This window comes from Pseudomonas gebzensis, assembly GCF_034427815.1.
GTDB lineage: Bacteria > Pseudomonadota > Gammaproteobacteria > Pseudomonadales > Pseudomonadaceae > Aquipseudomonas.
In genome coordinates, this window is the sequence record NZ_JAXQNS010000006.1 from 1 (window position 1) to 25,026 (window position 25,026).

Annotated in this window: 17 protein-coding genes; 8 read left to right on the forward strand and 9 right to left on the reverse strand. The window is 64.4% G+C overall.

Features of this window, described 5'->3' with window-relative positions:
• The first annotated feature begins 483 nt into the window (after nucleotides 1-483).
• The 3 genes from nspC to SJI00_RS12680 all read left to right on the forward strand — a co-directional run bounded on the left by nspC (nucleotide 484) and on the right by SJI00_RS12680 (nucleotide 4,550).
• Nucleotides 484-1,581 (forward strand): carboxynorspermidine decarboxylase, encoded by a 1,098-nt coding sequence (gene nspC, locus SJI00_RS12670; protein ID WP_322462060.1) that lies wholly within the window; start codon nucleotides 484-486, stop codon nucleotides 1,579-1,581.
• Between the two features lie 30 nt (nucleotides 1,582-1,611).
• On the forward strand, nucleotides 1,612-2,856 hold the full coding sequence (locus tag SJI00_RS12675) for a saccharopine dehydrogenase family protein (RefSeq protein ID WP_322462061.1): 1,245 nt from the start codon (nucleotides 1,612-1,614) through the stop codon (nucleotides 2,854-2,856).
• A 329-nt stretch (nucleotides 2,857-3,185) separates the two neighbouring features.
• Nucleotides 3,186-4,550, forward strand: a complete 1,365-nt coding sequence (locus SJI00_RS12680; RefSeq protein WP_322462062.1) for a hypothetical protein — start codon at nucleotides 3,186-3,188, stop codon at nucleotides 4,548-4,550.
• A gap of 10 nt (nucleotides 4,551-4,560) precedes the next feature.
• On the opposite strand, the gene SJI00_RS12685 is transcribed toward SJI00_RS12680, so the two are convergent.
• Entirely contained in the window at nucleotides 4,561-7,113 is a 2,553-nt protein-coding gene (locus SJI00_RS12685) for a bifunctional diguanylate cyclase/phosphodiesterase (protein WP_322462063.1), read from the reverse strand.
• A gap of 307 nt (nucleotides 7,114-7,420) precedes the next feature.
• Here SJI00_RS12685 and SJI00_RS12690 point away from each other — a divergent pair, with 307 nt between their 5' ends.
• Both SJI00_RS12690 and SJI00_RS12695 read left to right on the forward strand, forming a co-directional pair.
• Nucleotides 7,421-9,040, forward strand: coding sequence for an NADP-dependent glyceraldehyde-3-phosphate dehydrogenase (locus SJI00_RS12690; protein WP_322462064.1), 1,620 nt, complete (start codon nucleotides 7,421-7,423; stop codon nucleotides 9,038-9,040).
• An 87-nt stretch (nucleotides 9,041-9,127) separates the two neighbouring features.
• Complete coding sequence (locus SJI00_RS12695) at nucleotides 9,128-10,339, forward strand: DUF8535 domain-containing protein (protein WP_322462065.1); 1,212 nt, start codon at nucleotides 9,128-9,130, stop codon at nucleotides 10,337-10,339.
• 161 nt (nucleotides 10,340-10,500) lie between these two features.
• On the opposite strand, the gene yiaY is transcribed toward SJI00_RS12695, so the two are convergent.
• Together yiaY and SJI00_RS12705 are read right to left on the reverse strand one after the other, a co-directional pair.
• Nucleotides 10,501-11,649, reverse strand: a complete 1,149-nt coding sequence (gene yiaY / locus SJI00_RS12700; protein ID WP_322462066.1) for an L-threonine dehydrogenase — start codon at nucleotides 11,647-11,649, stop codon at nucleotides 10,501-10,503.
• A 688-nt stretch (nucleotides 11,650-12,337) separates the two neighbouring features.
• Entirely contained in the window at nucleotides 12,338-13,453 is a 1,116-nt protein-coding gene (locus SJI00_RS12705; protein ID WP_322462067.1) for a hypothetical protein, read from the reverse strand.
• Between the two features lie 222 nt (nucleotides 13,454-13,675).
• Here SJI00_RS12705 and SJI00_RS12710 point away from each other — a divergent pair, with 222 nt between their 5' ends.
• On the forward strand, nucleotides 13,676-14,824 hold the full coding sequence (locus SJI00_RS12710; protein WP_322462068.1) for an MFS transporter: 1,149 nt from the start codon (nucleotides 13,676-13,678) through the stop codon (nucleotides 14,822-14,824).
• 30 nt (nucleotides 14,825-14,854) lie between these two features.
• On the opposite strand, the gene SJI00_RS12715 is transcribed toward SJI00_RS12710, so the two are convergent.
• Both SJI00_RS12715 and SJI00_RS12720 read right to left on the reverse strand, forming a co-directional pair.
• Nucleotides 14,855-16,102 carry an MFS transporter gene (locus SJI00_RS12715; RefSeq protein ID WP_322462069.1) on the reverse strand — a complete coding sequence of 416 codons (1,248 nt, stop codon included), beginning with the start codon at nucleotides 16,100-16,102 and terminating at the stop codon, nucleotides 14,855-14,857.
• Between the two features lie 111 nt (nucleotides 16,103-16,213).
• Entirely contained in the window at nucleotides 16,214-16,672 is a 459-nt protein-coding gene (locus SJI00_RS12720) for an NUDIX hydrolase (protein WP_322462070.1), read from the reverse strand.
• A gap of 151 nt (nucleotides 16,673-16,823) precedes the next feature.
• Here SJI00_RS12720 and uvsE point away from each other — a divergent pair, with 151 nt between their 5' ends.
• Together uvsE and SJI00_RS12730 are read left to right on the forward strand one after the other, a co-directional pair.
• A complete protein-coding gene (gene uvsE, locus SJI00_RS12725; protein WP_322462071.1) occupies nucleotides 16,824-17,867 on the forward strand; it encodes a UV DNA damage repair endonuclease UvsE in 1,044 nt (347 codons plus the stop codon).
• Nucleotides 17,868-17,907: 40 nt separating this feature from the next.
• Nucleotides 17,908-18,378 (forward strand): hypothetical protein, encoded by a 471-nt coding sequence (locus SJI00_RS12730; RefSeq protein ID WP_322462072.1) that lies wholly within the window; start codon nucleotides 17,908-17,910, stop codon nucleotides 18,376-18,378.
• Nucleotides 18,379-18,645: 267 nt separating this feature from the next.
• On the opposite strand, the gene SJI00_RS12735 is transcribed toward SJI00_RS12730, so the two are convergent.
• From SJI00_RS12735 to SJI00_RS12750, 4 genes are all read right to left on the reverse strand, one after another.
• Entirely contained in the window at nucleotides 18,646-19,002 is a 357-nt protein-coding gene (locus tag SJI00_RS12735) for a VOC family protein (RefSeq protein WP_322462073.1), read from the reverse strand.
• Between the two features lie 206 nt (nucleotides 19,003-19,208).
• Nucleotides 19,209-20,846: a phosphoglucomutase (alpha-D-glucose-1,6-bisphosphate-dependent) gene (pgm, locus tag SJI00_RS12740; RefSeq protein ID WP_322462074.1), complete on the reverse strand. Its 1,638-nt coding sequence runs from the start codon at nucleotides 20,844-20,846 to the stop codon at nucleotides 19,209-19,211.
• 161 nt (nucleotides 20,847-21,007) lie between these two features.
• Nucleotides 21,008-23,269: an ATP-dependent DNA helicase gene (locus SJI00_RS12745; protein WP_322462075.1), complete on the reverse strand. Its 2,262-nt coding sequence runs from the start codon at nucleotides 23,267-23,269 to the stop codon at nucleotides 21,008-21,010.
• Nucleotides 23,266-24,915 carry a VRR-NUC domain-containing protein gene (locus tag SJI00_RS12750; RefSeq protein WP_322462076.1) on the reverse strand — a complete coding sequence of 550 codons (1,650 nt, stop codon included), beginning with the start codon at nucleotides 24,913-24,915 and terminating at the stop codon, nucleotides 23,266-23,268. The genes SJI00_RS12745 and SJI00_RS12750 overlap by 4 nt, the downstream gene beginning before the upstream one ends.
• Between the last annotated feature and the right edge of the window lie 111 nt (nucleotides 24,916-25,026).

Sequence of the window (25,026 nt, forward strand, 5' to 3'; positions counted from 1 at the left end):
GTACGAAAAACCTCGATACTCGCCCATGCTGCGTTGAAAACGCCCTCGGAATGCTCATGTACTCCAGTACACTCCGCTTCCTCGGCCGTTTTCGCCTTGCCTGGCCTTCGTCTCGAGGCTTTTCGTACAGAACCTAAGACTGGATTGCGAAATGCCCGTTCGCCACGGCAGTCAATTACCGTCGAATCTCCAATGCACCCCCTCTGACTTCTCGGCCTTTTCAGAACAGCAGTGTTGAGCCACGGCCACCCAGCACGATCAGGGGCTCCCACACTGGCCTCGCCTCCCCCGACTGCCACCATTGCGTCACATCCCCATGGAATACTCTCCCCCGCTGACCACACCGTGGTGGCCCGCGCTCAACCTCCAGCAAAGCCCCACCGGCACTGGGCTCATGAAAACCGCCACACCCCTTTCGATCCGCAGCCAGTGAAGGCACAATGCGTGTCTTTTTTTTGGCCGGCCTGGCCGGGAGGCCTTCGCATGATCAAGACGCCGTACTACCTCATCGACAAGACCAAGCTGCTCAGCAACATGGAGAAGATTGCCTATGTGCGCGAGCACTCCGGTGCCAAGGCGCTGCTGGCCTTGAAATGCTTCGCCACCTGGTCGGTGTTCGACCTGATGCAGCAGTACATGGACGGCACCACCTCGTCCTCGCTCTACGAGCTCAAGCTCGGCCGCCAGAAGTTCGAAGGCGAGACGCACGCCTACAGCGTGGCCTGGGCCGACGACGAAATCGAAGAGATGCTGGAAAATTGCGACAAGATCATCTTCAACTCCATCGGCCAGCTGCAGCGCTTTGCCGAACAATCTGCTGGCAAGACCCGTGGCCTGCGCGTTAACCCGCAAGTGAGCAGCTCGGACTACCTGCTGGCCGACCCGGCGCGTCCGTTCAGCCGCCTGGGCGAGTGGGACCCGGAAAAGATCGAAGCGGTCATCGAAAACATTTCCGGCTTCATGTTCCACAACAACTGCGAAAACGGCGACTTCAACCTGTTCGACCAGATGCTCACGCACATCGAGCAGCGTTTCGGCCACCTGTTGCACAAGGTCGAGTGGGTAAGCCTGGGCGGCGGCATTCATTTCACTGGCGAAGGCTACGACGTGGAAGCCTTCTGCAAGCGTTTGAAGGCGTTCTCGCAAACCTATGGTGTGCAGGTTTATCTGGAGCCGGGCGAAGCTGCGATCACTCAGAGCGCCTCTCTCGAAGTCACCGTGCTCGACACCCTGTACAACGGCAAGCACCTGGCGGTGGTCGACAGCTCCATCGAAGCGCACCTGCTTGATCTGCTGATCTACCGCCTCAACGCCAAGCTTGCGCCGAGCGAAGGCGAACACAGCTACATGATCTGCGGCAAGTCATGCCTGGCCGGGGATATCTTCGGCGAGTACCAGTTTGCCAAGCCGCTGGCGATCGGTGACCGTCTCTCGTTCGTCGACACTGCCGGCTACACCATGGTCAAGAAGAACTGGTTCAACGGCCTGAAGATGCCTGCCATCGTCGTCAAGCAACTCGATGGCAGCGTTGAAGTGGTGCGTGAATTCGGCTTTGAAGACTACGTTTCCAGCCTGTCCTAAGACGGCATACAGTAAGGAGCAACAGATAAATTGAAGAAGAACGTTCTTATCATTGGTGCAGGAGGTGTCGCCAAGGTGGTGGCCCACAAGTGCGCACAGCATAACGACGAGCTGGGTCGTATTGCGATTGCGTCACGGAACATCTCCAAATGCCAGGCCATCATCGACAGCGTCAAGGCCAAGGGCAGCCTCAAGGTGCCTGCAGACATCCAGGCCTTCTCGCTCAATGCGCTTGATGTCGAAGCCACCAAAGCGCTGATCCGCGAAACCGAATCGCAGATCGTGATCAACGTGGGTTCCGCGTTCCTCAACATGTCGGTGCTGCGTGCCTGCATCGATACCGGTGTGGCGTATCTGGACACCGCGATTCATGAAGAGCCAGGCAAAGTGTGCGAAACGCCACCCTGGTACGGCAACTACGAGTGGAAACACACCGAAGAGTGCCAACACAAGAACATCACCGCCATTCTCGGGGTCGGTTTCGATCCGGGTGTGGTCAACAGCTACGCAAAACTTGCGCAGCAGCAGTATTTCGACCGCATTGATTCGATCGACATTCTCGACGTCAATGCCGGTTCGCATGGCAAGTACTTCGCCACCAACTTCGATCCGGAAATCAACTTCCGCGAGTTCACCGGGCAAGTATGGAGCTGGCAGAAAGGCCAGTGGACCAGCAACAGCATGTTCGAGGTCAAGCGCACCGATGACCTGCCGGTGGTCGGTGAGCAGAACCTGTACCTGACTGGCCACGACGAAGTCCACTCGCTGTCGAAGAACCTCGACGTGCCGAACGTGCGTTTCTGGATGAGTTTCGGCGAGCACTACATCAACGTCTTTACCGTACTGAAGAACCTTGGCCTGCTTTCGGAGCAGCCGGTGCGTACCGCTGAAGGCCTCGAGGTGGTGCCGCTGAAGGTGGTCAAGGCCGTGCTCCCCGACCCTGCCTCGCTGGCGCCGGGCTATACCGGCAAGACCTGCATCGGTGACCTGGTCAAGGGCACCAAGGACGGCCAGCCGCGCGAGGTGTTCATCTACAACGTGGCCGACCACGAAGACGCCTTCGCCGAAACCGACAGCCAGGGCATTTCCTACACCGCCGGCGTACCGCCGGTCGCCGCAGCCTTGCTGGTGGCCCGTGGCGAGTGGGATGTGCAGCGCATGGTCAACGTAGAAGAACTGCCGGCCGAGCCGTTCCTCAAGGCGCTGGACCTGATGGGCCTGCCGACCCGCGTGAAAGACGAGCGTGGTGACCGCGCCTGGGATGCCGAGGCCTGAGGCCCAATCGCCCGCCGTACCGTCTCAACCTTTGAACCCCGCTCCTGACGTGCAGGAGCGGCGGTTCGATGCCTTGCATCCATGCGCGGCGCCGTCCAGGCCGGCCGCCACAGGCCTGCTGCCTGCACCCTCTGCGCCCCTCCCCGCACACGCCTCTCGCCGTCACGCACGGTACTGACCTACCGCGCCTGACTTCCTAGGCCATCTTTCGGAAACAACCTACAGCACGCTAGGAAAAACCCCTCGCTGACACGCTTCCCCCCGCCGGTCGCTGCCTTCCATCATATCTCCTACACGTGGACGCGCCTTAGTCACAGGGAGAATCAGAAATGGCGGATTACGAAGATAAGCTGAGCCATCTCAGTGCCGAACAGATCGAAACGCTGTACCAGCGCTACCTGGCCAACGAGCCCGTTGCGGTCTTGCTCACCGACTACCGCATCGAGGTGCGTAGCAGCGGTCTGATCAAGGCTTTTCCACCTGTACCCTGTGCCGACCTCGCGTGCCCGTGGTGCGAGCAGCCGCTGTATACCCGTCGCCGCGGCAAGTCGCAGGCACCGCGCAGCATCAATGAGGCGTTCTGCCTGGCGTGCCCGCATCGCTATTATTTTCCCGCCTTCAATCGCTTGCAGCGCTTTTGCATCTGCCCACCGTGCAGCGCCCGGCGCCACCACGCCCGGCACAACGAGGAAACCTGGCTGCGCGGCCAGATTCTTGACTACTGGTCGCTCGAGCCTGCGCCACTGGTGCCCTACAGCACCTTGGGAATCGCGAGCAAGCTCACCCTGATGGCGTTGATCGAGGCGCGCGGCAACGCCCGCAGTGACCGCCTGGAACCGCTCGAAGCAGGCCAGGTGGGCCTGCCGCTGAGCCCCAGCCAGACCATGGACACGGCGATGCTCGACGCCATGCGTCAGCAGATGCTCTTGCTGATCGACCCGGACTCGCCCATCGAAGCCTTCAAGCCCAATCCAGCGCTGCCCCGGTTGGACCGGGTGCATTGGGTCAGCAACCTCACACTCGACGGCAAGCTGCGTGCCAGCCTCACCGAGGTCTACCGGCGCGTGCACCAGGAGCTGACCCGCGGCCCGCAGCCCGAGTGGCACGCCGATTTGACCCAAGCCCTGCGCCGTCTTGCCGTGGAAGAGGTGTACGGCTACCTGGAGCGTCGCTGCGCCGAAAACGGCCTGACCTTCCATGCCCGTGAGCGCGGCCAGGCTGTGGCGGAGGTACTGGTGGAAAAACTGCCGGTTTGCCACATCTGGGATCTGGCCAACGCAGCGCTACGCGATGTGCAGCAGTTTGCCGATCATTGCAACGTCGACTCGCGTCACGCCGTCGGCACCCTGCCCGGCAAGCTGTGGAACCTGGGCCGGCGCGCGATCAGCGAGCAATGGCCAGCGCGCGGCTCACGGCAGGGCGCCAGCGCCCCGCGCTCGGTCTACAGCACACTGCTGCATGGGCTGCTGCTGGGCCATGCCGATGGCGGCCTGGAGCGTCGGCTGAGCGAGTACCTGGATGCCTTGCCAGATCCCACCGCGCAGGCTCCACACGCCGTACTGCAGTGCCCTGAGTGCGGCGCTACGACTTCACGCTGGTCTGCTGTCGCGGGTGCGGATGCGCTGGGTCGCGCAGCGCTTGCCAGCGGTGAGCCGCAGCGCCTGCCCCGCGCGGCAGAGCAGACACCCAGCTAGCACGCTGCAGTCAGTCACGCGCGGGCGGCTGGGCCCGCATCAGTTGCACCAGGCGCTCATGCTCGACCGGGCGGCTCAGCAGGTAGCCTTGCACCTCGTGGCACTGGTCGTCGTGCAGCACGGCCAATTGCTCGGGGGTTTCCACCCCTTCGGCAGTCACCGTCATGTTCATGGCGGTGCCCAGGCTGATGATGGCCTGTACCACGCGCCGGTCGCTGCTATTGCTGGCCACGGCCTGAATGAAGCGCTTGTCGATCTTGATGCTGTCGAATGGGTAGGTGCGCAGATAGCCCAGCGATGAGTAGCCGGTGCCGAAGTCGTCCATGTTCAGGCGCACGCCCAGCTCCTTGAGGGCATTGAATGTCTGCAGCGCCCCTTCGATATCGTTGAGCATCACGTTTTCGGTGATTTCCAGCTCCAGGCGCTGGGCGGGCAGCGTGCTGTCGGTCAGCGCCTGACGCACCTGGTGGACGACGTCGCTGCGGGTGAACTGGGCGGGTGACAGGTTGACCGAGACGGTCACCGGCAACGGCCAGTCCAGCGCCCGCGCGCACGCCTCGTTGAGCACCCAGTTACCCAGCAGCACGATCAGGTCGGACTCCTCGGCCAAGGCAATGAAGCGGTCCGGCATCAACAGACCGTGCTGGGGGTGCTGCCAACGCACCAGTGACTCGACCGAGGCGATGGTCGTGCCGTCGAGCTTGAATCGCGGCTGAAAGTGCAACACCAGCTCACCGCGCTCGATGCCGCTGCGCAGGTCGCGCTCCAGCAGGCGGCGTTCGTGCAGGGCGCTGTTGAGGTCGGCCGAGAAAAATCGCCAGGTATGCTTGCCCTCGCGCTTGGCTGCGTATAACGCAGCATCGGCGCAGCGGATCAGCTCGCTGGGCGCGCCCGGGTACTCGCTGGACAATGCAATGCCCAGGCTTACCCCCACCTGCAAACGGTGGCCCTCGTGGTCGATCGGTTGCTGCAAGGTCGCAATGACCCGCTCGGCAAAGCGTTCCAGCTCGACGCGTGCGCCGGGGCGCACCAGCACGATGACGAACTCGTCGCCGCCCAGCCGGGCGACCAGGTCGCCGTCGCGCACGCTGCGACCCAGGCGGGCGGCCAGTTCGATCAGCACGGCATCACCTGCGGCATGGCCAAGGCTGTCATTGACCGGTTTGAAGTTGTCCAGGTCGAGCATCAGCACCGCCAGCGGTACTGCGCCACTGCCCTTGCCGTCCTGCTCGAGAAAGCGCATGAGCTGATTACGATTGGGCAAACCGGTCAGTGCGTCATGCATCGACAGATGCTGGATTTGCGCGTGGGCTGCAACCTCGTCGGTGATGTCGCTGCAGGTACCGCGAAACCCCTGGCACTGCGCACGCTCCAGAATCGCGCTGGCGGTGATGCGGCAGATGCGCCGCTGATTCAGGCGATCGTGGTACTGGCAGCGCAGGCTGGCAACCATGTGCGAGGTCACCAGGCCCTGCAGCCAGTTCTGCACGTCACCGGTGTCGCAGTCGAGCAGGTCGGTAATCGGCCGGCCCAGCCATTGCTCGAGCGGATGCCCGGTGACCGTGGCGAAGCGCCCGGACAGATAACTGATGTTCAGCGCGGCATCGGTCTCCCAGATCCAGTCCGAGGCCGCCTCGGCCACGGCTTTGAAGCGCGACTCGCTGCTCTGCAAGGCCGCCCGCGAGGCCAGCGCCTGCTGTTGGCTGCGGTCGATGCTGGCGCTGGCACGCATGGCATAGCGCGCAGTGACACCCATGATCAGTGCCATGATCAGGCTGGCCAGGCCCAGGGGTGGAATCACGGTGCGCAGCAGCTCGGCACCGGGCTGCGCGATGCGCCAGGTCAGCTGCTGATCGATGCCCTCGAGCGGCAATGACCCGCGCTCGGGCACCGGCCCTGCGCTGCTAGTGGTGGTCACCCCGCTCAACCCGGCGGTCCGGCCCAGGCCTTCGAGCACGGTCGCATCCAGCCGACGAATGAACACCAGCACGCTGCTGGGGGCCTCCAGGTGATGGGGCTGCGCCGGCGGGCGGATCACCGCGGCGCTGAACAGCGCGGGCGCGCCATCGAACAGCAGAAAGCCCGATGCGGCCTCGCCGCGTTGCACGGCCTGGCGCGCCACGGCGAGGATCTGCGCGCTGCCGGCGGTGTGCACGGCCAGACCCTGGTCGCTGAGCTGGCCATCGAGCATCGCGTACAGCGTGCCCCGATCATTGAACGCATAGACGCCCTGATAGCCGTCCTGGGTGTACAGGGTGGGACCGATATTGTCTTGGTCGAAGGCCCAATGCGCGGCCTCTGGCGCATTGAGATGGTCATAGGCGGCCTGCCAGAACGCGTGCCCCAGCAGGTAGCTGCGTTCGCGGTCCTGCAACTGGGTAAGCGCAGAGGTGGCGTGGAATCGGCTTTCAACGGCTTCGCGCTCATCCAGCCCGGCAGCGATGCGGTACAGCGAGCCCAGCGCGATGGCCAACGCCAGCAACAGCAACGCCGAGAACATCACGATCAGGTGCCGAACCACATGGCTGCGGGGCGACATACCTTTGTCCGTTGAAGCGTCCATACCGTCACCGGGTTTGACCAGGGTTAGCGGGTTGACCGGCCAGGGCGGCAGCTGATCCGTGCAACTGACGACCGGGGTCTGGCCGGGCGGCGCTACCGTTGCTGTGCCAACCGGCCGGAGCCGGCGTTCGCTGTCGGGCACACCTTGCCAGGCCGGTGAATCGACCAGGCATCACCCGAACACAGTCACATGCCTGCGCTCACTGCCCCACATGCGTGGCAGATGAGCCAGACTGGTGTTTTCCCCAGCGCCGGAGCATGCTCCGAGCTGAATCGTTTCACTTCTATCGACTGCGAGGCCCTAGCCCATGGATCACCTGCTCGAAGCCCTCTTCCCTTCTGCCGACCAGATCCCCGAGGCCTGGCTCCTTGGCGAGCCGTTGGAGCAACGCGAGTACCTGGTCGGCGGCGAGTTGCGCCGCTGGGACGGCCCGCTGGCCACCGTCAACAGCCCGGTGTGGCTGAAGCAGGCCGACGGTGACAGCCAGGTGGTACTGGGCCGCGCGCCGCTGCTCGATGCCGACACTGCGCTCACCGCCCTGGATGCAGCCGTCCAGGCGTACGACAAGGGTCGCGGCGCCTGGCCGACGATGCGCGTGGCCGAGCGCATCGCGCATGTCGAGCAGTTCCTCACGCGCATGCGCGAGCAGCGCACGGCCGTGGTCAAGCTGCTGATGTGGGAGATCGGCAAGAACCTCAAAGACGCCGAGAAGGAATTCGACCGCACCTGCGACTACATCGTCGACACCATCGGCGCGCTGAAGGCGCTCGACCGCCGCTCCAGCCGCTTCGAGCTGGAGCAAGGCACACTCGGGCAGATTCGGCGCGCCCCTCTGGGCGTGGCGCTGTGCATGGGGCCGTACAACTATCCGCTGAACGAGACCTTCACCACGCTGATTCCGGCGTTGATCATGGGCAACACGGTGGTGTTCAAGCCCGCCAAGTTCGGCGTGCTGCTGATTCGCCCGCTGCTCGAAGCGTTCCGCGACAGCTTTCCGCCCGGGGTGATCAACGTCATCTACGGCCGTGGCCATGACACCGTCAGCGCGCTGATGGCCAGCGGCAAGGTGGATGTGTTCGCCTTCATCGGTACGCACAAGGCCGCCGCCGCGCTGAAAAAGCTGCACCCCAAGCCACACCGCCTGCGCGCCGCGCTGGGGCTCGATGCCAAGAACCCAGGGATAGTGCTACCGCAGGTGGACCTGGACAATGCCGTGGAGGAAGCCGTTACCGGCGCGCTGTCATTCAATGGCCAGCGCTGCACGGCGCTGAAGATCCTGTTCGTCCACGAAGAGGTGGTCGATGAGTTCCTGACGCGCTTTCAGGCCAAACTCACGACGCTCACGCCAGGCATGCCCTGGACCCCAGGCGTGGCCCTGACGCCGCTGCCCGAGCCGGGCAAGGTCGACTACTTGCACGCCTTGGTTAGCGATGCGTGCGAACACGGCGCGCAGGTGCTCAATGCCGGCGGCGGGCAGAGCCGCGGCTCTTTCTTCTACCCGGCGCTGCTGTACCCGGTCAGCCCGGCCATGCGCGTCTACCACGAAGAGCAGTTCGGCCCGGTGATTCCTGTGGTGCCGTTCCGCGACCTTGACACGGTGATCGAATACGTACTGGATTCGGACTATGGCCAGCAGTTGAGTCTGTTCGGCAACGACCCGGCGACCATCGGCCAACTGATCGACACCTTTGCCAATCAGGTCGGGCGCATCAACCTCAACAGCCAGTGCCAACGTGGGCCGGACACCTACCCGTTCAACGGTCGCAAGAACAGCGCCGAAGGCACGCTGTCAGTGCATGACGCGCTGCGCGTGTTTTCTATCCGCACCTTGGTCGCCGCACGCTTCCAAGAGGCCAATAAGACGCTGATCAGCGACATCATCCGTCACCGCGAATCGAGCTTCCTGACCACCGATTACATCTTCTGATCCGTCTTCCAGGCACCTGCCGTCAACGCCGGGTTGAAAGCCCGGCGGCTTTGGTCGAAGCTGATGGCACGTTGCCTGGAATTGCTCATGCGAATCATCGACAAGAACGCCGCGCTGGTGCGCACCCTCACCCCTGCCGAAGAAGAGCTGGTCACCGGATTCGTGCAGGCGACACTGCTCGGTCCACGCCTGCTGCAAGCCAATCAGTGGCTGATGAAGGTGCGCAGCGCCAACCACTGGCTGGCGTGTGACTGTCGCAGCGATGCCCTGCCGGTGCTCAATGTCAGCCTCAACGGCAGCACCGGCACACTATTTCTGAAGAACAACCCCGGTACCGCCGAGCACACCGACGGCTGCCCCTTCAGCAAGGACCTGCGTGAGGCGAGCGAGGCCAGCGCCTCGCTTACTCCACCGCCCGCCTGGCTGGCCCCGGACACGCCGTTACAGTTGATTGGCGACTTTCGCGAGCAAGGCTCGGATAACCCGGCAGCAGGCCGCCCTCGCGTCAATGTCAATGCCGGTGCCGGCGCCCGGGCCGAGACGCCGCTATTGGTCTCGCTGCTGCTGACCTGGATCGAAACCAGCGGCCTCAACCTGTACGCCACTCACCTCAAGCAAGACCTCACCGCTCAGTTCGCCGCCCTGCGCAGTGTGGCCGCGCGCTACCCGCTGGTGGAGCGGGTGCCGGCCAGCAATTACCTGGAAACGCGCCTGGACATGAAGCACATGATGATGCTCAAGGCGCGCTTGCGCGAGGCCACGGTATTCGGCAACCACCGTCGGCATGGCCTGCTGCTGGACTGCGTCGAACAGGTTCAAGGGCGCAAGGTGTTCACCGCGCGTCATGAAGACGGCATCGATTTCCAGGGCCACCACCTGTATTGGGGCGGCAGCCGCACCGCAGGGCCCCTGCTGGCGCTGGCGCTGTACTCGCCAACCACCGCAGGCAGCCAGTTCTATGAGCTGATCCACATCGCCAGCGTGCCGGTGCTGTCGCGCGCGCAGCTGTTCCCGGTGTACCGCGATGAAGAGCGCGCGCCGCTCAGGGCGCTGGTGTCGTTGATCGACTGGATGGCGAGCAAAGGCGTGAAGGTGCAGATGCGCCGGCCGGTGATCGGCGGCCAGGTGATGGATGAGCTGGTGCTCACGTCGGATCAGGACCGGGTGCTGTCGGTGTCGTTACTGGAGCAGCCACTCGGCCCGGAGCCTGAGGTGGAAACGTTCAAGCGCTACGCCGACTTCAAGAGCCTGGAGACGTTTCGCAAGTATGTGGCCGGGTTCTTCATGCGCGAGCGCTGATGCCCGGGCGGGCATCAGCGGCGCTACGACGTGGGCTGCGGAGCAGAGGCGCAGGCTTCTCTGAAACGTCTCGAGCGAAGGGCGGCAAGGTGAACATCGTCGCAACGCGATGCCCGGGGCGGCGCCTGGTCAGACGTTCGTCAAGCCGGCCATGCAGCCCTTCAGAACGCGGCTTTGAAGATCGCCTCGATCTCGCCCTGCACGGCACTGCGTGGATTGGTCAGGCCGCAGGCATCTTTCAGCGCATTGGTTGCGAGCAACGGCACATCTTCCATCTTTACCCCCAGGGCGCGCAGGCCGTTGGGAATCTCGACATCGGCCGCCAGCCGTTCGATGGCCGCTATGGCCGCGGCAGCGCCCTGCTCAGCGTCCATGCCACAGACTTTGAGGCCCATGGCCTTGGCCACATCGCGCAGGCGTGCAGCGCTGACGTGCGCGTTGAAGCGCTGCACGTGGGGCAGCAGTACGGCGTTGCACACGCCATGGGGCAAGTCGTAGAAGCCGCCCAACTGATGCGCCATGGCGTGTACGTAGCCAAGGGACGCATTGTTGAAGGCCATGCCGGCGAGGAACTGGGCATAGGCCATCTGCTCGCGGGCCTGCAGGTCGTCACCGTGGTTGACCGCCTGGCGCAGGTGCTCGCTGATCAGGGTCACGGCTTTCAGCGCGCAGGCGTCGGTGATCGGCGTGGCTGCGGTAGACACATAGGCCTCGACAGCATGCGTCAAGGCGTCCATGCCGGTGGCGGCGGTGAGCGATTTGGGCATGCCGGCCATCAGCGCTGGATCGTTGACCGACAGGATCGGCGTGACGTTACGGTCGACGATGGCCATTTTCACGTGGCGGACCTCGTCGGTGATGATGCAGAAACGGGTCATCTCGCTGGCGGTGCCGGCGGTGGTGTTGATGGCGATCAGCGGCAATTGCGGCTTGGCGGAGCGGTCGACACCCTCGTAGTCGCTGATGTGCCCACCGTTGGTGGCGCACAGGGCGATGCCCTTGGCGCAGTCGTGGGGCGAGCCACCGCCCAGCGAGATCACGCAGTCGCAGCGCTCGCGTTCGAGCAGCGCCAGGCCGGCTTCAACGTTGGCCACGGTGGGGTTGGGCCGGGCGCCATCGAACACGCGAGAATCGATATCCCGCTCGGCCAGCAGCCCGGCGATGCGCGCGGCGATGCCGGCACGGGCCAGGCCTTGGTCGGTGACGATCAGCGCCTTGCGCAGGCCGTATCCGGCAATGGCGGTGATTGCTTCATCAAGGCAGCCGATGCCCATGATGTTGACGGCGGGAATGAAGAACGTGCTGCTCATGACGCAATCCTCGAGGGCGGGCGGTTTGGCGCTGAGGATGGGCCGTTGGCGGGGGCAGGATGTTGATCCAGAGCAAGGGCTGGCAAGAGGCCTGGTTTTGCGGGGCCAGCCCCGTGAGCGGCATCTGCAGGACGGTGCAGAGGGGGCTACAGAGGGGGCGGCTTCGTTGCCTATCGCGAGCTCGCTCAGGCTGTTGCGGCTCGAGCCCGAATCTGAGCGAGCTCGCGATGGGCGTCAGCGATGACGCCAACGCCTGACACTGCGTGGTGCCTGGGCCTTTTTCGCGAGCAAGCTCGCCCCTATAAATTGCCGTAGCTCGAGCCAAATTGCTGCGGCTTCACTCCGCCCTGTACAGCGAGCTCGCTCGCGATGAACGTCAACGATGACGCGAACGCCTGGCACAGCGCGGTGCCTGGGCGTTTTTCGCGAGCGAGCTCGCTCTTACAGGTCGGGGCGGCTTCAGCCGCGAAGCGGCCTCCCCTCCAGCCACCGCGCGGCCAGTGTCAAATCACTGCGCCAGCCCTTGCACCGTGCTATCGCGCTCCGACCACGGCCGCTCCACGCCACCCCTAAGCAACCGTACAAGCGGCCTCATCACGCCGCCCTTGAAGCAACCGTACCAGCGGTCTCATCACGCTATCGCTCGAGCACCCGTGAAAACGGCCGCTCCACTGGATCCAACGAGCGTTCACGCTGCGACACGATGTGCAGCCGAGGCAGCAGGCCCATGCGCGTGCGGCTGATTCAGCGCATTCGCTGCCGCACTCACCGCCCGGCAAGCCTGCGCGGCGAAGGCCAAGGCATGTTGCCGTTGGCTCTCGGTCTCGCCCTGCTCGTCTATCGCACTGGCCAGCATCGGGCAGGAGGTCGCCACCCACAAGCGCTCGCCCAAACGCTGCGCGGCATGACGCAACACGCGCAGCGCGTTTTGCTGATCATGCGGCTGTGCCTGCAAGCCGCTGACCACGCCCAGCGACAGCACTTTGTACGCCGGCACACGATCAAGAATGATCGGGTACTGCTCCGGCGCGCAGGCCAGGTCGATGTGCAGGCCGTCGACCGGCAAATTGGCGGCCAGGCCAAGGTTGTCTTGCAGGCCTCCATAGTAAGTGGCCACCAGCTTTTTCAGCGGGGCGCGCTGAAGAATGTTGTAGACCCGTTCGTAGGCATTCTTCCAGGCTTGCGGCAGCTCAAGCGCAAGGATCGGCTCGTCGATCTGCACCCACTCCACACCCTGTGCGGCCAGGCGGTTGAGGAGTGTGTCGTACAGCGGCAGCAAGCGGTCGATCAGCTCGAGGGTATCCACGTTCGGCGTCGCAGGTTGACCCAGCCACAAGTAGGTCAAAGGACCGAGCAACACCGGTTTCACGGCATGGCCCAGGGCATGGCCGTGGGCCACCTCTTCAAACAGCGCGTCCCAGTTCAGGGTAAACACTTGGTCGGGCGCAAAATGCGGTGCGTTATAGAAGGTGGTGGTGTTGAACCACGGCGTCAGCAGCGCATCGACGGCAGCACCCGTTTGCAGGTGGTCTGACGCGGCAGTGTTGGTGGGTAGCACTGCAGCCGGCTGCACGCCAAAGGCCAGCGAGTGAGTGAGCACACGGTCAGCCCCGCAGCAACCGTCAACCGGCAGCAGTTCGATGCCGGCTGCTTTCAGGACTTGCCACTGCTCGGCGCGCCACTCACGGGTAATGGCGTGACCCTCGGCGCGGTCCTGCTCACCTCGGCCGCAGGCCAGGTGCGCGGCATTGAGTGCGTGGTGGTGAGCGGTATGGGCAAAACCCAGGGTGTGTGCCAGTGCCATGGTGGGGTGTCTCTTAAGCGATGAATGCGATGGCAGGCATTCTGGCGTGGCGCAGGGGCGTGAGACAAACTCATAAAATTTGAGGTGAACGTTAGAATTTCTCAATTTGAGGCCCGCTTGGGGGTGGAACGGCCGCTGAGGCATCCCCGCGAACCTCTCACCGCCCTGCCCGGTCTGAACCTTGCCTCGCACGCCACGCCAGCCCCTGCACAAGGAGTCATCATGCCCACCACCTTCGGTTCGGCCGCTTACCAGCGCGCGACCCGCCTGACCTTTTTCACCCTGGGTTTCACCATGGCGGCGTGGGCGCCGCTGGTGGCTTACGCCAAACAGCGGCTGCAGCTGGACGATGGCGCCTTCGGCAGCTTGCTGCTGTGCATCGGCCTGGGTTCGCTGATCAGCATGCCGTTCGCCGGGCGCCTGGCCCAGGCCATCGGTTTGCGCTGTGTGCTGCAAGTGGCAGGAGTTGCCTTCAGCGCCGCGCTGGTGGCGCTGGCGGTGCTCGACTCACCCGCCGCCTTCGGGCTGATGCTGTTCATCTTCGGCGCGTGCCTGGGTGTGGGCGACATTGGCATGAACCTGCAGGCAGCGATGGTCGAAAAAGCCGCCAACAAGCCCTTGATGTCAGGCTTTCATGGCCTGTTCAGCGTCGGCGCCTTCGCTGGCGCAGCGGGCGTCACGCTATTGCTCAAACAGGGGCTTGCACCGGTGCAGGCGGCGTTGGCAGCGGCGCTGCTGGCGGTGACGCTGCTGGCGTTGGCCTACCGCAATCAGATCCGCCGCCTCGATGCGCTCGACGACGCCACGTTCCAGTGGCCCAAGGGCGTGGTCATGCTGCTGGCCGGGCTGGCGTTCATCTGCCTGCTGGTGGAAGGTGCGATGCTCGACTGGAGCGCGCTGTACCTCAATGGCGTGCACCGCGTGAGCCTGGACTCGGCAGGTATCGCCTACAGCCTGTTCACCCTGGCGATGGCCTGCGTGCGCTTGGTGGGCGACCGGCTGGCCCAGTGGCTGGGGGACACCGTGCTACTGGTAGGCGGTGCAGCACTCGCATTGATCGGCCTGGTGATGGCGCAAACCCTGCCCCTGACGGGCGCCCTGCTCGGCTTCACCCTGGCGGGCCTGGGCCTGGCCAACGCGGTACCGGTGCTGTTTCGTGCAGCCCTCAGCCAGCGGCGCATGCCGGCCGCCAGCAGCTTGAGCGCCGTCGCCACGCTGGGGTATTTGGGGGTCCTGCTGGGGCCGGGCTTCATCGGCCACCTGTCGCAATGGACATCCTTGCACAGCGCGTTCTGGGCGTTGGCAGCGGCAATGCTGGTGCTCGCGCTGCTGGGCCGTGCGGCGGTCAGTACTGGCCATCAGGCGCCCTGAGGCGCCTGCTCGTCTGCCTCGACCCGTGGCTTAAGCGAGCGGCGTCGGACGCATGGCCGCGCTCGGCGCCTCGTCCAGGTCACCGGCGTAGTTGCGGGTTTCCGGCATGCCCAGCCAGACCAGGCAGAACGCGGCTGCGGCAATGCCCGCCAAGGTCAGGAAGGCGGCGTCGTAGCCGTCGCTCTGCACCACCAGCCCCGCCAGGCCAGGGCTCAGCGCAGCGCCCAGACCGAACGCAGCCGACAGCGCGCCGAGACTGACGTTGAAGCGCCCGGTGCCTTGGGTGAGGTCCTTGACCACGACCGGGAACAGCGCGCCGAGTACGCCGGCACCAATGCCGTCGAGCAGTTGCACGCCGACCAGCCAGAAGGGATTGTCTGAGAACACGTACAGCGCCCCGCGCAGCGGCAGAATCAGAAACCCCGCCAACAGCAAAGGCTTGCGCCCCCACACATCGGCTTTCAAGCCCACCAGCATCGCTACCGGCACCATCACCAACTGCGCTGCCACGATACAGGCCGAGGTCAGCGGCGTGGCCAGGTGCAAGTTGACCTGCGACAGCTTCTGGCTCACCAGCGGTAGCATCGCCGCGTTGGCCAGATGGAACAGCGCGCAGCAGATGGCGAAGGTCAGCAGCGGTCGGTTACTCAACAGCACGCGCACACCCGAAGGTTGATGTTGACCGCCGTCTGCGCTGGTGAAGCCGCGGGCGACGTCATGGTCGATGGCCTCCCCGCGCACCAGCATCACGGCAAAGATGCTGCCCACGGTCATCGCCGCCATCAGGTAAAACACCACCACCGGCCCATAGAGCCAGGCCAGGCCACCGGCCAGCAGCGCCGAGACCGCATTGCCGGCATGGTTGAAGGTCTCGTTGCGCCCGGTGCGGCGGGTGAAGGCCTTGGGCCCGGTCAGGCCCAGGGAGATCGCGGCGATCGCCGGGGCGAACACAGAACCGGCCACGGCGCTGATGGTCTGGGTCAGCGCCACCAGCGTGAAGGACGTCACAAAGGGCAGTAACAGGCAACTGCCGGTGACCAGCAGTGCAGCGATCACCACGACCGTGCGCTTGGCACGGGTGCGGTCGATCAGGGCACCAGCCGGCGTCTGCGTGAGCAGCGCGGTGATGCCGGCCAGGCTCATCACCAGGCCAATGCTGGCCGGCTCCCACTTGTGCACTGCCAGCAGGTAGATGGCCAGGTACGGGCCGAGACCGTCGCGTACATCCGCCAGGAAGAAGTTGAGCCAGTCGAGGGAACGCTGATCGCGACGGTACATGAGGGGGCACATCCAGAGACAATTTCAGCATAGACATAGCGCCCTGAACGAACGTTCTCGCTGTTCAGATGAATATTTCTGTACGCCGATCAAACCCCTTGAAGCTACGGATCATGGGCGCTGCGGCCGATTCACTTGTGCCAGCAGTGCGGGCAGGTCATTGGGCCACACGGTGTCCTCTGTGGTCAGCACGTCTTCACGCGTCCACCAGCGGTGGGCGGCCAGCACCTCGACTTCCAGTTCACTCCAGTTCACGTTGGAAATCGTTGTCTGCGCCACCCGCACGACGAAAAACTGCTCGATGGCCCTGACCCGCTCGCCGCTGGGCAGGGTCATCTCGAAGCATCGTTCGGCAATCGCCTCGCCGACATCCGCCACGTCGATGCCGGTCTCTTCCCACAGCTCACGCCGGGCGCCCTGGGCAAAGTCCTCGCCCGCCTCCACCCCACCACCGGGCGTCGCCCAGCATGACGTTCCGGCCAGCACGCCGTGGTGATGAACGAAATGAAACAGCAAGACCCGCTGTTGCGGGTCGAGCACCAGTAAACGGGCGGAAGGGCGTTCGCGCATGATGAGGGTCCTTGGGCAGTGAAACAGGGCATGCCCAGTTCAGACCCGGCGCGTGCGAGCGCGGTTCAGCGACTCGATAGCGCCCCCAAGGGAGCATTCTGCCCCGGCCCACGGTCCATTGCCTGCCTGTCGCACATTTCTGGAGTTGCCGATGCCCCGCTTGGGCTTTGCCTGCATGTACCGCCACCCCCACCGCAGCCATTCGGTGAAAGAACTCGAGACGATCGAGCGTGTGTTCAATACCCGTACCACCACCTTGCGCTGGCTGTCGTCGGCCAGTGCCGAGGCGGCGCGGGGCAAACTGCTGGAACTGCTGCAGCACAACCTGGACGCGCAACTGCGCCTGATCGACTACGTTGCCACCCTGCCCTGCGCGCTGCACATGCTGCGCCTGAGCAGTGACCTGCTGCCGCTGTACAGCCATCGCGACGTGGCAGCGTTCTATCAGGCCGCCGATGTCCAGGCCGAGCTGCAGCCGCGCTTCGCTGCCATCGGCCAGCGCGCGCGCGAGGCCGACATTCGCCTGTCGTTCCACCCCGGCCAGTATTGCGTGCTCGGCTCGGACCGTCCCGAAGTGGTCGAAGCCAGCCTGGCGGAATTCGAGTACCACGCTGACATGATTCGAATGATGGGCTACGGCCAGCAGTTTCAGGACTTCAAATGCAACGTGCACATCGCCGGGCGCCTGGGCGCCGAGGGCGTGCGGGCGGTGTGGCCGCGGTTGTCGCAGGTGGCGCGTAACGTCATCACCTTCGAAAACGATGAGAAAACCTATGGCGTTGATGACTGCCTGGGCCTGGCTGACCTGGCCCCGGTGGTACTCGACATCCACCACGCCTGGATTCACGAGAACGACTACGTCGCGCGAAGCGATCCGCGGCTGCCGCGCATCATTGACAGCTGGCGCGGTGTACGGCCGGTGATGCATTACTCGCAACCCCCCGAGCGGCTGCAGGAGCTGGGTTTCACGGCGCAGCAGAAGCTGGAGATTCCGGCGTTGCTGGAGGCGGTCAACAAGCGCGACCTGTACGGCCACAGCAACCTGATGTGGAACGACTGGACCAACCGCTACGCCCTGCAGTTCGTGGATGCCTTCGACATCATGTTCGAGGCCAAGCACAAGAATCTCGCCACACTCGAGTTCTACCAGCGTTATATGGCCGATCCGCTATCGCCGGCCCAGGCCAGCTGCTAGGGTCTCCCCCCTTTTTCATCCACCAGGAAGGTTTTTACCCATGTTGCGTTCCCCTCGATTCATTCTGCCCCTGCTGCTGGTAAGCGCCCTCGCTGCCTGCGGCAAGAACGACCGCGATGCGCAGATCGACGCGCAATTTCCGCTCAAGCAAAACTACGAAACCACCATCGAGAGCATCGTCCCGCCATTCGGCGCGGCCCACCCGAACGTGCCGGTCGAGAAAATCAAGGAAGTGGTCCGTGAGCACTTCACCTTCGATGAATACCGTGACGACATCCACAAGCTCTACAGCGAAGAGCACTTCACCGACGCCGAATTCAAGCAGATCGCTCCGTTGGTACAAGATTCGACCAAGGCCCAGCAATTGGGCAAGACGCCGGAAACCAAATCGATCGGTGAAAAGCTCAACAACCTGATGATGCAGACCGCGACCGATCCGAAGTTGCGCGAGCAGGCCACGACGCGGGTCAAGGACATCAACGAAGAGCTGGAGAAGCTGGACGCCAAGTAATCGGTTCAGGCGTTGCCGTCAGGACGCCGCGCAGCGCGTCCATGCGCTCAGGCGCGGCCGGTCCGCTGCTGCGGTTAGCCGAGAGAGGCTTGAATCGCGCCTGATCGAACGGTGCGAGCTGCCTGAGTGAGGGCGGCTCTGCCGCCTTTGGCGACTGGAGCCGGCCCGATCTACCAGTTGAATCAATGAGTCATGCGTTTTCAAGCGAGCTGGCGTGCTCGTGAAGTGCCTCGCTCAACCGAGCGCCACTGGCCTGCAGAGCCTGCCTCAGGACACCGCACTCCACACTGCCAACTCGTAGCCGTCCAGATCGCGAAACTGAAAACGCTGCCCACCCGGGAAGGCGAACACGGTCCGAGTGAGGTGCCCGCCTGCAGCCACCACCCGCGCTTGCAGCGCCTCCAAGTCATTGCCATACACGATCACCAACGGCCCGCCAGGGCGAACCGGCTCGCCCGTGGTCAGGCCACCACGCAGCCGGCCGTCACTGAACTCGGTGTAGGTGGGCCCGTAGTCGGTGAAGGTCCAGCCGAACACGTCGCCGTAGAACGCTTTACTGCGGTCGATATCGCTGACGTTGAACTCGATGTTGTCGATTTGCCGATCCTGGCCTTGCATGCCCACGGGCGTACTCCTGAAGAAATGCATCGTCGATGCCGGAACGTCGCGCGCTGCCAGCGTGCCAGCGCAGATGACGGTGCTCGGGGCAAGGGAACAGCGCCCGAAAGTAGATTGACTGCCCGCCGGGTGTCTTGCGTGCGTGATGAAACAAGGGCCGCTTGCGCGGCCCCTGGGCTAACACCCTGCGTTTCGACGCAGGCTCACAGGCTTCAGGCGATGGCCGTGTCGACCAACACCTGCGCTTCGGCCACCAGGCGCTTGAGGTGCGCCTCGTCGATGAAGCTTTCGGCGTAGATCTTGTAGATGTCTTCGGTGCCAGAAGGGCGCGCGGCAAACCAACCATTGGCTGTCATCACCTTGAGGCCACCAATGGCCTGGCCGTTGCCGGGCGCGTGACTGAGGATCTGTTCGATCGGCTCGCCGGCGAGTTCGGTAGACGTCACCTGCTCGGGAGCCAGCTTGCTCAGCAGGCCTTTCTGACGCGCATCGGCCTTGGCTTCGACGCGTGTGGCGTAAGGCTTGCCGAGGGCCGCGGTGAGGTCGGCATATGCCTGGCTCGGGGTGCGGCCGGTGCGCGCAGTCATCTCGGCCGCCAGCAGGGCGGGGATCAAGCCGTCCTTGTCAGTGGCCCAGACCGAGCCGTCCTTGCGCAGGAACGAGGCGCCAGCGCTCTCCTCGCCGCCAAAGCCGAGGGTGCCGTCGAACAGGCCCTGGGCGAAATACTTGAAGCCCACCGGCACCTCGAACAGCTCGCGGCCCAGGCGTTGGGTCACGCGGTCGATCAGGCCGCTGGACACCACGGTCTTGCCCACGGCGGCGTCCTGGCGCCACTGCGGGCGATGGCGGTACAGGTAATCGATGGCCACGGCCAGGTAGTTGTTCGGCGCCAGCAGGCCGTCGGCGGTCACGATGCCGTGTCGGTCGTGGTCCGGGTCGCATGCGAAGGCCACGTCGAAGCGTTCGCGCAGGCCGATCAGGCCCTGCATGGCGTACGGCGAGGACGGGTCCATGCGGATCTGCCCGTCCCAGTCGACGCTCATGAAGCGGAAGGTGGGGTCGACCTCGGTGTTCACCACCTCCAGGTTCAGCTGGTAGTGCTTGGCAATCGCCGACCAGTAGCGCACCCCGGCGCCGCCGAGCGGATCGACGCCCAGGCGCAGGTTGGCAGCACGAATCACGTCGAAATCAATGACGTTTTCCAGGTCTGCCACGTAGTGGCTGATGTAGTCGTGGCGTTGCGTGGTCGGTGCCTGCAGCGCCTGTTCATGGGCGACGCGCTTGACCCCGGCAAGGCCTGCGGCCAGCAGTTCGTTGGCCTTGGCTTCGATCCACTTGGTGACATCGCTGTCGGCCGGGCCACCGTTGGGTGGGTTGTACTTGAAGCCGCCGCTCTGCGGCGGGTTGTGCGAAGGCGTAATCACCACGCCATCGGCCAGGCCGTCGCTGCGGCCACGGTTGTAGCAGAGGATGGCGTGGGATACGGCCGGGGTCGGCGTGTACTCGTCATCCTTGGACAGCCTCACCTGCACGCCGTTGGCGGCCAGTACCTGCAGCGCGCTGGCCGCGGCCGGGGCGGAGAGTGCGTGGGTGTCGGCGCCGATGAACAGCGGGCCCGTAATACCGTTGGCCTCGCGGTACAGGCAAATGGCCTGGGAGATGGCCAGAACGTGATCTTCGTTGAAGCTGAGCTCCAGCGAGGTGCCGCGGTGGCCCGAGGTGCCGAAGGCGACCCGCTGGCCGACGATGGCCGGGTCCGGGTGACCCATGTAATAAGCAGTCAACAGGCGCGGGATATCAACCAATACGCTGGCCGGAGCCGGCTTGCCTGCCAATGGACTGAGCGTCATGCAAGAACCTCGAGATCAACGAATGTAAGGGTTAGGCACTGTAGAACACGGCCGCGCGACCGTCAGGCTGAGCTGAACACGGCGCCCTGCGGCTATTCGTACAGAGGCTAAGAGCCCGTAGTGTACGAAGAGTTGCAGTGCCAGGCGATGGGCTGCATGGATTATTCCGTGGCGTACTGCCACCAAGCTGGAAACATCTGCTGTACGCGGCGCTCGGCAAAGCGCTCGTCGATCAACAACAACACACCGCGATCCTGATCGCCACGGATCACCCGGCCGGCAGCCTGGATCACCTTGCGCACACCCGGATACAGGTAGGCATAGTCAAAGCCTGCGCCGTACTGGCGGTGCAGGCGCTGCTTGAACTGTTCATTGACCGGGTTGACTTGCGGCAAACCCAAGGTGGCGACGAAAGCGCCGATCAATCGAGTGCCCGGCAGGTCGACCCCCTCGGCAAACGCGCCGCCCAGTACCGCGAAACCGATGCCCCGGCCATCGGCCTCGAAGCGCGCCAGGAAGGCGTCGCGCGCCGCTTCATCCATCCCCGCTGCCTGCGACCATGTGGGGATCGCCGGATGATGCTCGGCCAGGTGCGCCGCCACCTGCTGCAGGTACTCGAAACTGCTGAAGAAGGCCAGGTAGTTGCCCGGCTGACGCTGGTATTGCTCGGCAATCAGAGCAGTAATCGGCGCCACCGACGTTTGACGCTGGTGATAGCGGGTCGACACCTGGCTGACGATGCGCACCTGCAATTGCTCGGCCTGAAACGGCGCCTGCACATCGAGCCAGGCGGTGTCTGGTGGCATGCCCAGCAGGTCACGATAGAACTGCTGCGGCCCAAGGGTGGCGGAGAACAGCGTGACGCTGCGCGCTGCGCGCATGCGCGGACCGAGCAAACGCGCCGGCACCACATTGCGCAGGCACAACGTGGCCAGGCGGCGCTTGCGCGGCCCATTGCGCTGGGTGATGTCGAACAGGTAGTGATCGTCGAACAGCTCCGCCACCCGGCTGAACTGCAAGGCATTGAAGTAGAACTGCAACAGCGCCGGGTCGATGTGCGTGGGGGTCAGTTCCAGACGTTCCTGCACCTGGCCGAGGAACTGCTGCAACGCGCGCAGAAAGGCGTCGGGCAACTGCTCGCTGGCCTGATACGGCGCCACCTGGGTCTTGTACAGGGCATTCCACTGGCGATTGAGACGGTCAAGCACCTTGTCCAAACCCTCGGGCGGGCTTTGGCGCAGGCTCATCAGCTGGCCCTGATCGAAACTGGCGCTGTACATCTGCCGGCCACGCTCGACCAGGTTGTGGGCTTCATCGACCAGCACCGCCACGCGCCACTGGTTGGCCTGGGCCAGGCCGAACAGCAAAGCGTAGGCGTCGAAGTAATAGTTGTAGTCGGCGACCACCACATCGACCCAACGGGCCATTTCCTGGCCCAGGTAATACGGGCAGACCTGGTGCTCAAGCGCGACCTCGCGCAGCGCCTGCTGGTCCAGCAGGGTCCGGTGCCCGGCCGCTTCACGGGCCGCCGGCAATCGATCGTAGAATCCCTGGGCCAACGGGCAGGACTCGCCGTGGCAGGCGCTCCCGGGGTGCTCGCAGGCCTTGTCGCGGGCGATCAGTTCCAAGGTGCGCAAGCCAGGCTGGGCGCTGGCCTGCTGGATCTGGCGCAGGGCATCGAGGGCCAGCTTGCGCCCTGGTGTCTTGGCGGTGAGGAAGAACAGCTTGTCCAGTTGCTGCGGCACCATGGCCTTGAGCAGCGGGAACAGTGTGCCGAGGGTCTTGCCGATACCCGTGCTGGCCTGGGCCAGCAGGCAGCGGCCGGTGCTCACGGCCTTGTACAAGGTCTCGGCCAACTGGCGCTGGCCCTGGCGAAACTGCGCATAAGGGAAGCCCAGGGCCTGCAAGCCCTGATCGCGCTCGGCCAGTCGCCGCTCCTGGATTTGCGCCCAGACGATGAAGCGTTGGCATTGCAGCTCGAAGAACTGCTGCAGTTCGGCGGCGGTGTGGGGCTCACTGATGAGGGTCTGGCGGTCGCTGTCGACCTCCAGATAGACCAACGTAACCTCGATTTCGCTCAGCTCACGGCTTTGACAGAGCAACCAGGCATATACCTTGGCTTGGGCCCAATGCAGTTGACGGTGGTTGGCGGGTTGGCGGCTCAGGTCACCCCGGTGGGTCTTGACCTCCTCCAGCCGATTGCGCAGCGGGTCATAGCCATCGGCGCGCCCGCGCACCTTGAGGCTCTGGTACTCACCCGCCAAGGGCACTTCGGACTCGTAGTCGGCGCCGCGACTGGCCGCGACGCGCCGATGGCCTTCGATGCCCTCCTGGGCGGTCGGTGAAGGCGTGAAGCGCAGGTCGAGATCGCCAACCTTGGCACTGAACTCACACAGTGCCCTCACGGCCACGCTATAGCTCATGCCGCCTCGCGCCAGCGCACATGACAGACCTCGACCGGCAGACCGTGCTGTTCACAGAACGCCAACCAGCGCAGTTGGTTGTCTTGCAGGCGATCACCCGGCCCCTTGACCTCGATCATTCGGTAGCGGCCCTGTTCGGGCCAGAACTGGATCAGGTCCGGCATGCCAGTGCGATTGTTGCGAATGTCCTGCAGCAGACGCAGGAAGCAGGCTTGCAAGTGTGCCGGCGGCAGGCAATGCAAGGCTTGCTCGAGCAGCGCCGGGGTCAGGACCTGCCAGACCACGAACGGTGATTGCAGGCCGTATTTGGTGGTGAAGCGCTCGGGGATCACCTGGCGATAGCTGCCGTCGGCCAATTGCTCGATGCAACGGTCGAACTGCGCCTGGCGGCGCAGTTGGAAGTCAGCGTCGTGCAGGTCTTGCGGTGCGCTCTGGAACGGATGGAAGAATGCCCCGGGAATGGGCGCGAACACGGCCTCCCAGCACAGCAGGCCGAACAGGCTGTTGAACAGCGTGTTCTCGACGTAGTGGACCTCGCCCCCGCCTTCGAGCAGGTGCTGGCGCACGGCCCGCTCCACCCCCAGGCTCGCCAGTTCGCGCGGCAGCTCCAGCTCGAGTGTGCTGACCGCCCGGGCGCGCCGACGGGGTTGTGGTGGGCCGCCGAGCTTGCGCATCAGCCTCGGCACCATGCGCTCGCAGGCTTGGGCTTCGAGGGCATTGGCGGGAGCGGCGGCCATCTGGCTGGCCAACTCGAACGCGGCCTGCCACTGCTCGCTGCGCTCATGGACTCGAACCTGGCGAATCCGCGACTCGGCGTGGCCGCAGTCCTGGTACACCGCCAGCGCCAATGGCCAGTCGGCCAGACGCTCGCACTGTTGGCCGACCTGGAATAGCAACCGCGAGCGGCGCCGCTCCAGCCAAGGGTTTTCAGCCTGTAGCCCTTGCAGTGTGCCCAGCAGCTGCGCCGGGGGTGCGCCGGCCTCCAGCTGCTCGGCGCACTGGTGCAGGGCCATGGCCAATGCGACTTCGCTGCGCTGGCGCAACGCGCGCGAATCGGCACAGAACGCTACCTGCTCGAAGCGCAGCAGGCCCATATCAGCCAGGACGAACTCCGACCAGTCCTGGTACAGGTTGCCGAAGAACAGCAGGCGCAGGCGATCGCACAGCGCTTGCAAGCGCCAATGGACGATGGCGACGGGGAAACCAGGCAACCACTCGGCCAAGGGCCTGGGGAGCAGTTGCAGTTCAGCCAGCTCGCTCAGCAGCTGCGACTTGGCTGCACGGGGCTGCTTGAGCAGGTGGGAAAAGCCCAGGGCCAGTTCATCCTTGCGCAGCAGCACACCCAATTGCTCGACACTGAGGGGCGCGTCATCGCACACCCAGCCCCGTACCAGCAAGGGCGCAAGTGCCGCGTGGGTGCAGCCGATCTCGGCATACGCCAGGCGGTCGGTACGGAACAGCTCGCCCTTGCGCATCACCATCCGCACCAACAAGGCCTGGGACGTCTGCGGGAGGTCGGTAAAACCGCGGATGAACGCCTGCTCTTCGTCTTCCAGCAGATCCACATAGCGCAGCTCGACCCACGCCAGTACTTGGCGAAAGTTGTGCAGGTAGTAAAACGGGTCTTCGACAGAATGAGCGATCACAGGAAACGGCCGGGCAGCGCAGACAGGGGCACTGTTTATACATACAGATAGCCCCGGGTGACAAGGGCCGTAGATCGGATCGCCTCAGGCTGTAGCACTGGCAATGTGCGG

Coding starts and splice junctions, on each gene's coding strand:
- SJI00_RS12690 (WP_322462064.1), top strand. CDS start 7,421: ATGGATCACCTGCTCGAAGCCCTCTTCCCTTCTGCCGACCAGATCCCC.
- SJI00_RS12730 (WP_322462072.1), top strand. CDS start 17,908: ATGTTGCGTTCCCCTCGATTCATTCTGCCCCTGCTGCTGGTAAGCGCC.
- SJI00_RS12720 (WP_322462070.1), bottom strand. CDS start 16,672: ATGCGCGAACGCCCTTCCGCCCGTTTACTGGTGCTCGACCCGCAACAG.
- SJI00_RS12685 (WP_322462063.1), bottom strand. CDS start 7,113: ATGGACGCTTCAACGGACAAAGGTATGTCGCCCCGCAGCCATGTGGTT.
- pgm (WP_322462074.1), bottom strand. CDS start 20,846: ATGACGCTCAGTCCATTGGCAGGCAAGCCGGCTCCGGCCAGCGTATTG.
- SJI00_RS12715 (WP_322462069.1), bottom strand. CDS start 16,102: ATGTACCGTCGCGATCAGCGTTCCCTCGACTGGCTCAACTTCTTCCTG.
- SJI00_RS12745 (WP_322462075.1), bottom strand. CDS start 23,269: ATGAGCTATAGCGTGGCCGTGAGGGCACTGTGTGAGTTCAGTGCCAAG.
- uvsE (WP_322462071.1), top strand. CDS start 16,824: ATGCCCCGCTTGGGCTTTGCCTGCATGTACCGCCACCCCCACCGCAGC.
- nspC (WP_322462060.1), top strand. CDS start 484: ATGATCAAGACGCCGTACTACCTCATCGACAAGACCAAGCTGCTCAGC.
- SJI00_RS12695 (WP_322462065.1), top strand. CDS start 9,128: ATGCGAATCATCGACAAGAACGCCGCGCTGGTGCGCACCCTCACCCCT.
- SJI00_RS12705 (WP_322462067.1), bottom strand. CDS start 13,453: ATGGCACTGGCACACACCCTGGGTTTTGCCCATACCGCTCACCACCAC.
- yiaY (WP_322462066.1), bottom strand. CDS start 11,649: ATGAGCAGCACGTTCTTCATTCCCGCCGTCAACATCATGGGCATCGGC.
- SJI00_RS12680 (WP_322462062.1), top strand. CDS start 3,186: ATGGCGGATTACGAAGATAAGCTGAGCCATCTCAGTGCCGAACAGATC.
- SJI00_RS12710 (WP_322462068.1), top strand. CDS start 13,676: ATGCCCACCACCTTCGGTTCGGCCGCTTACCAGCGCGCGACCCGCCTG.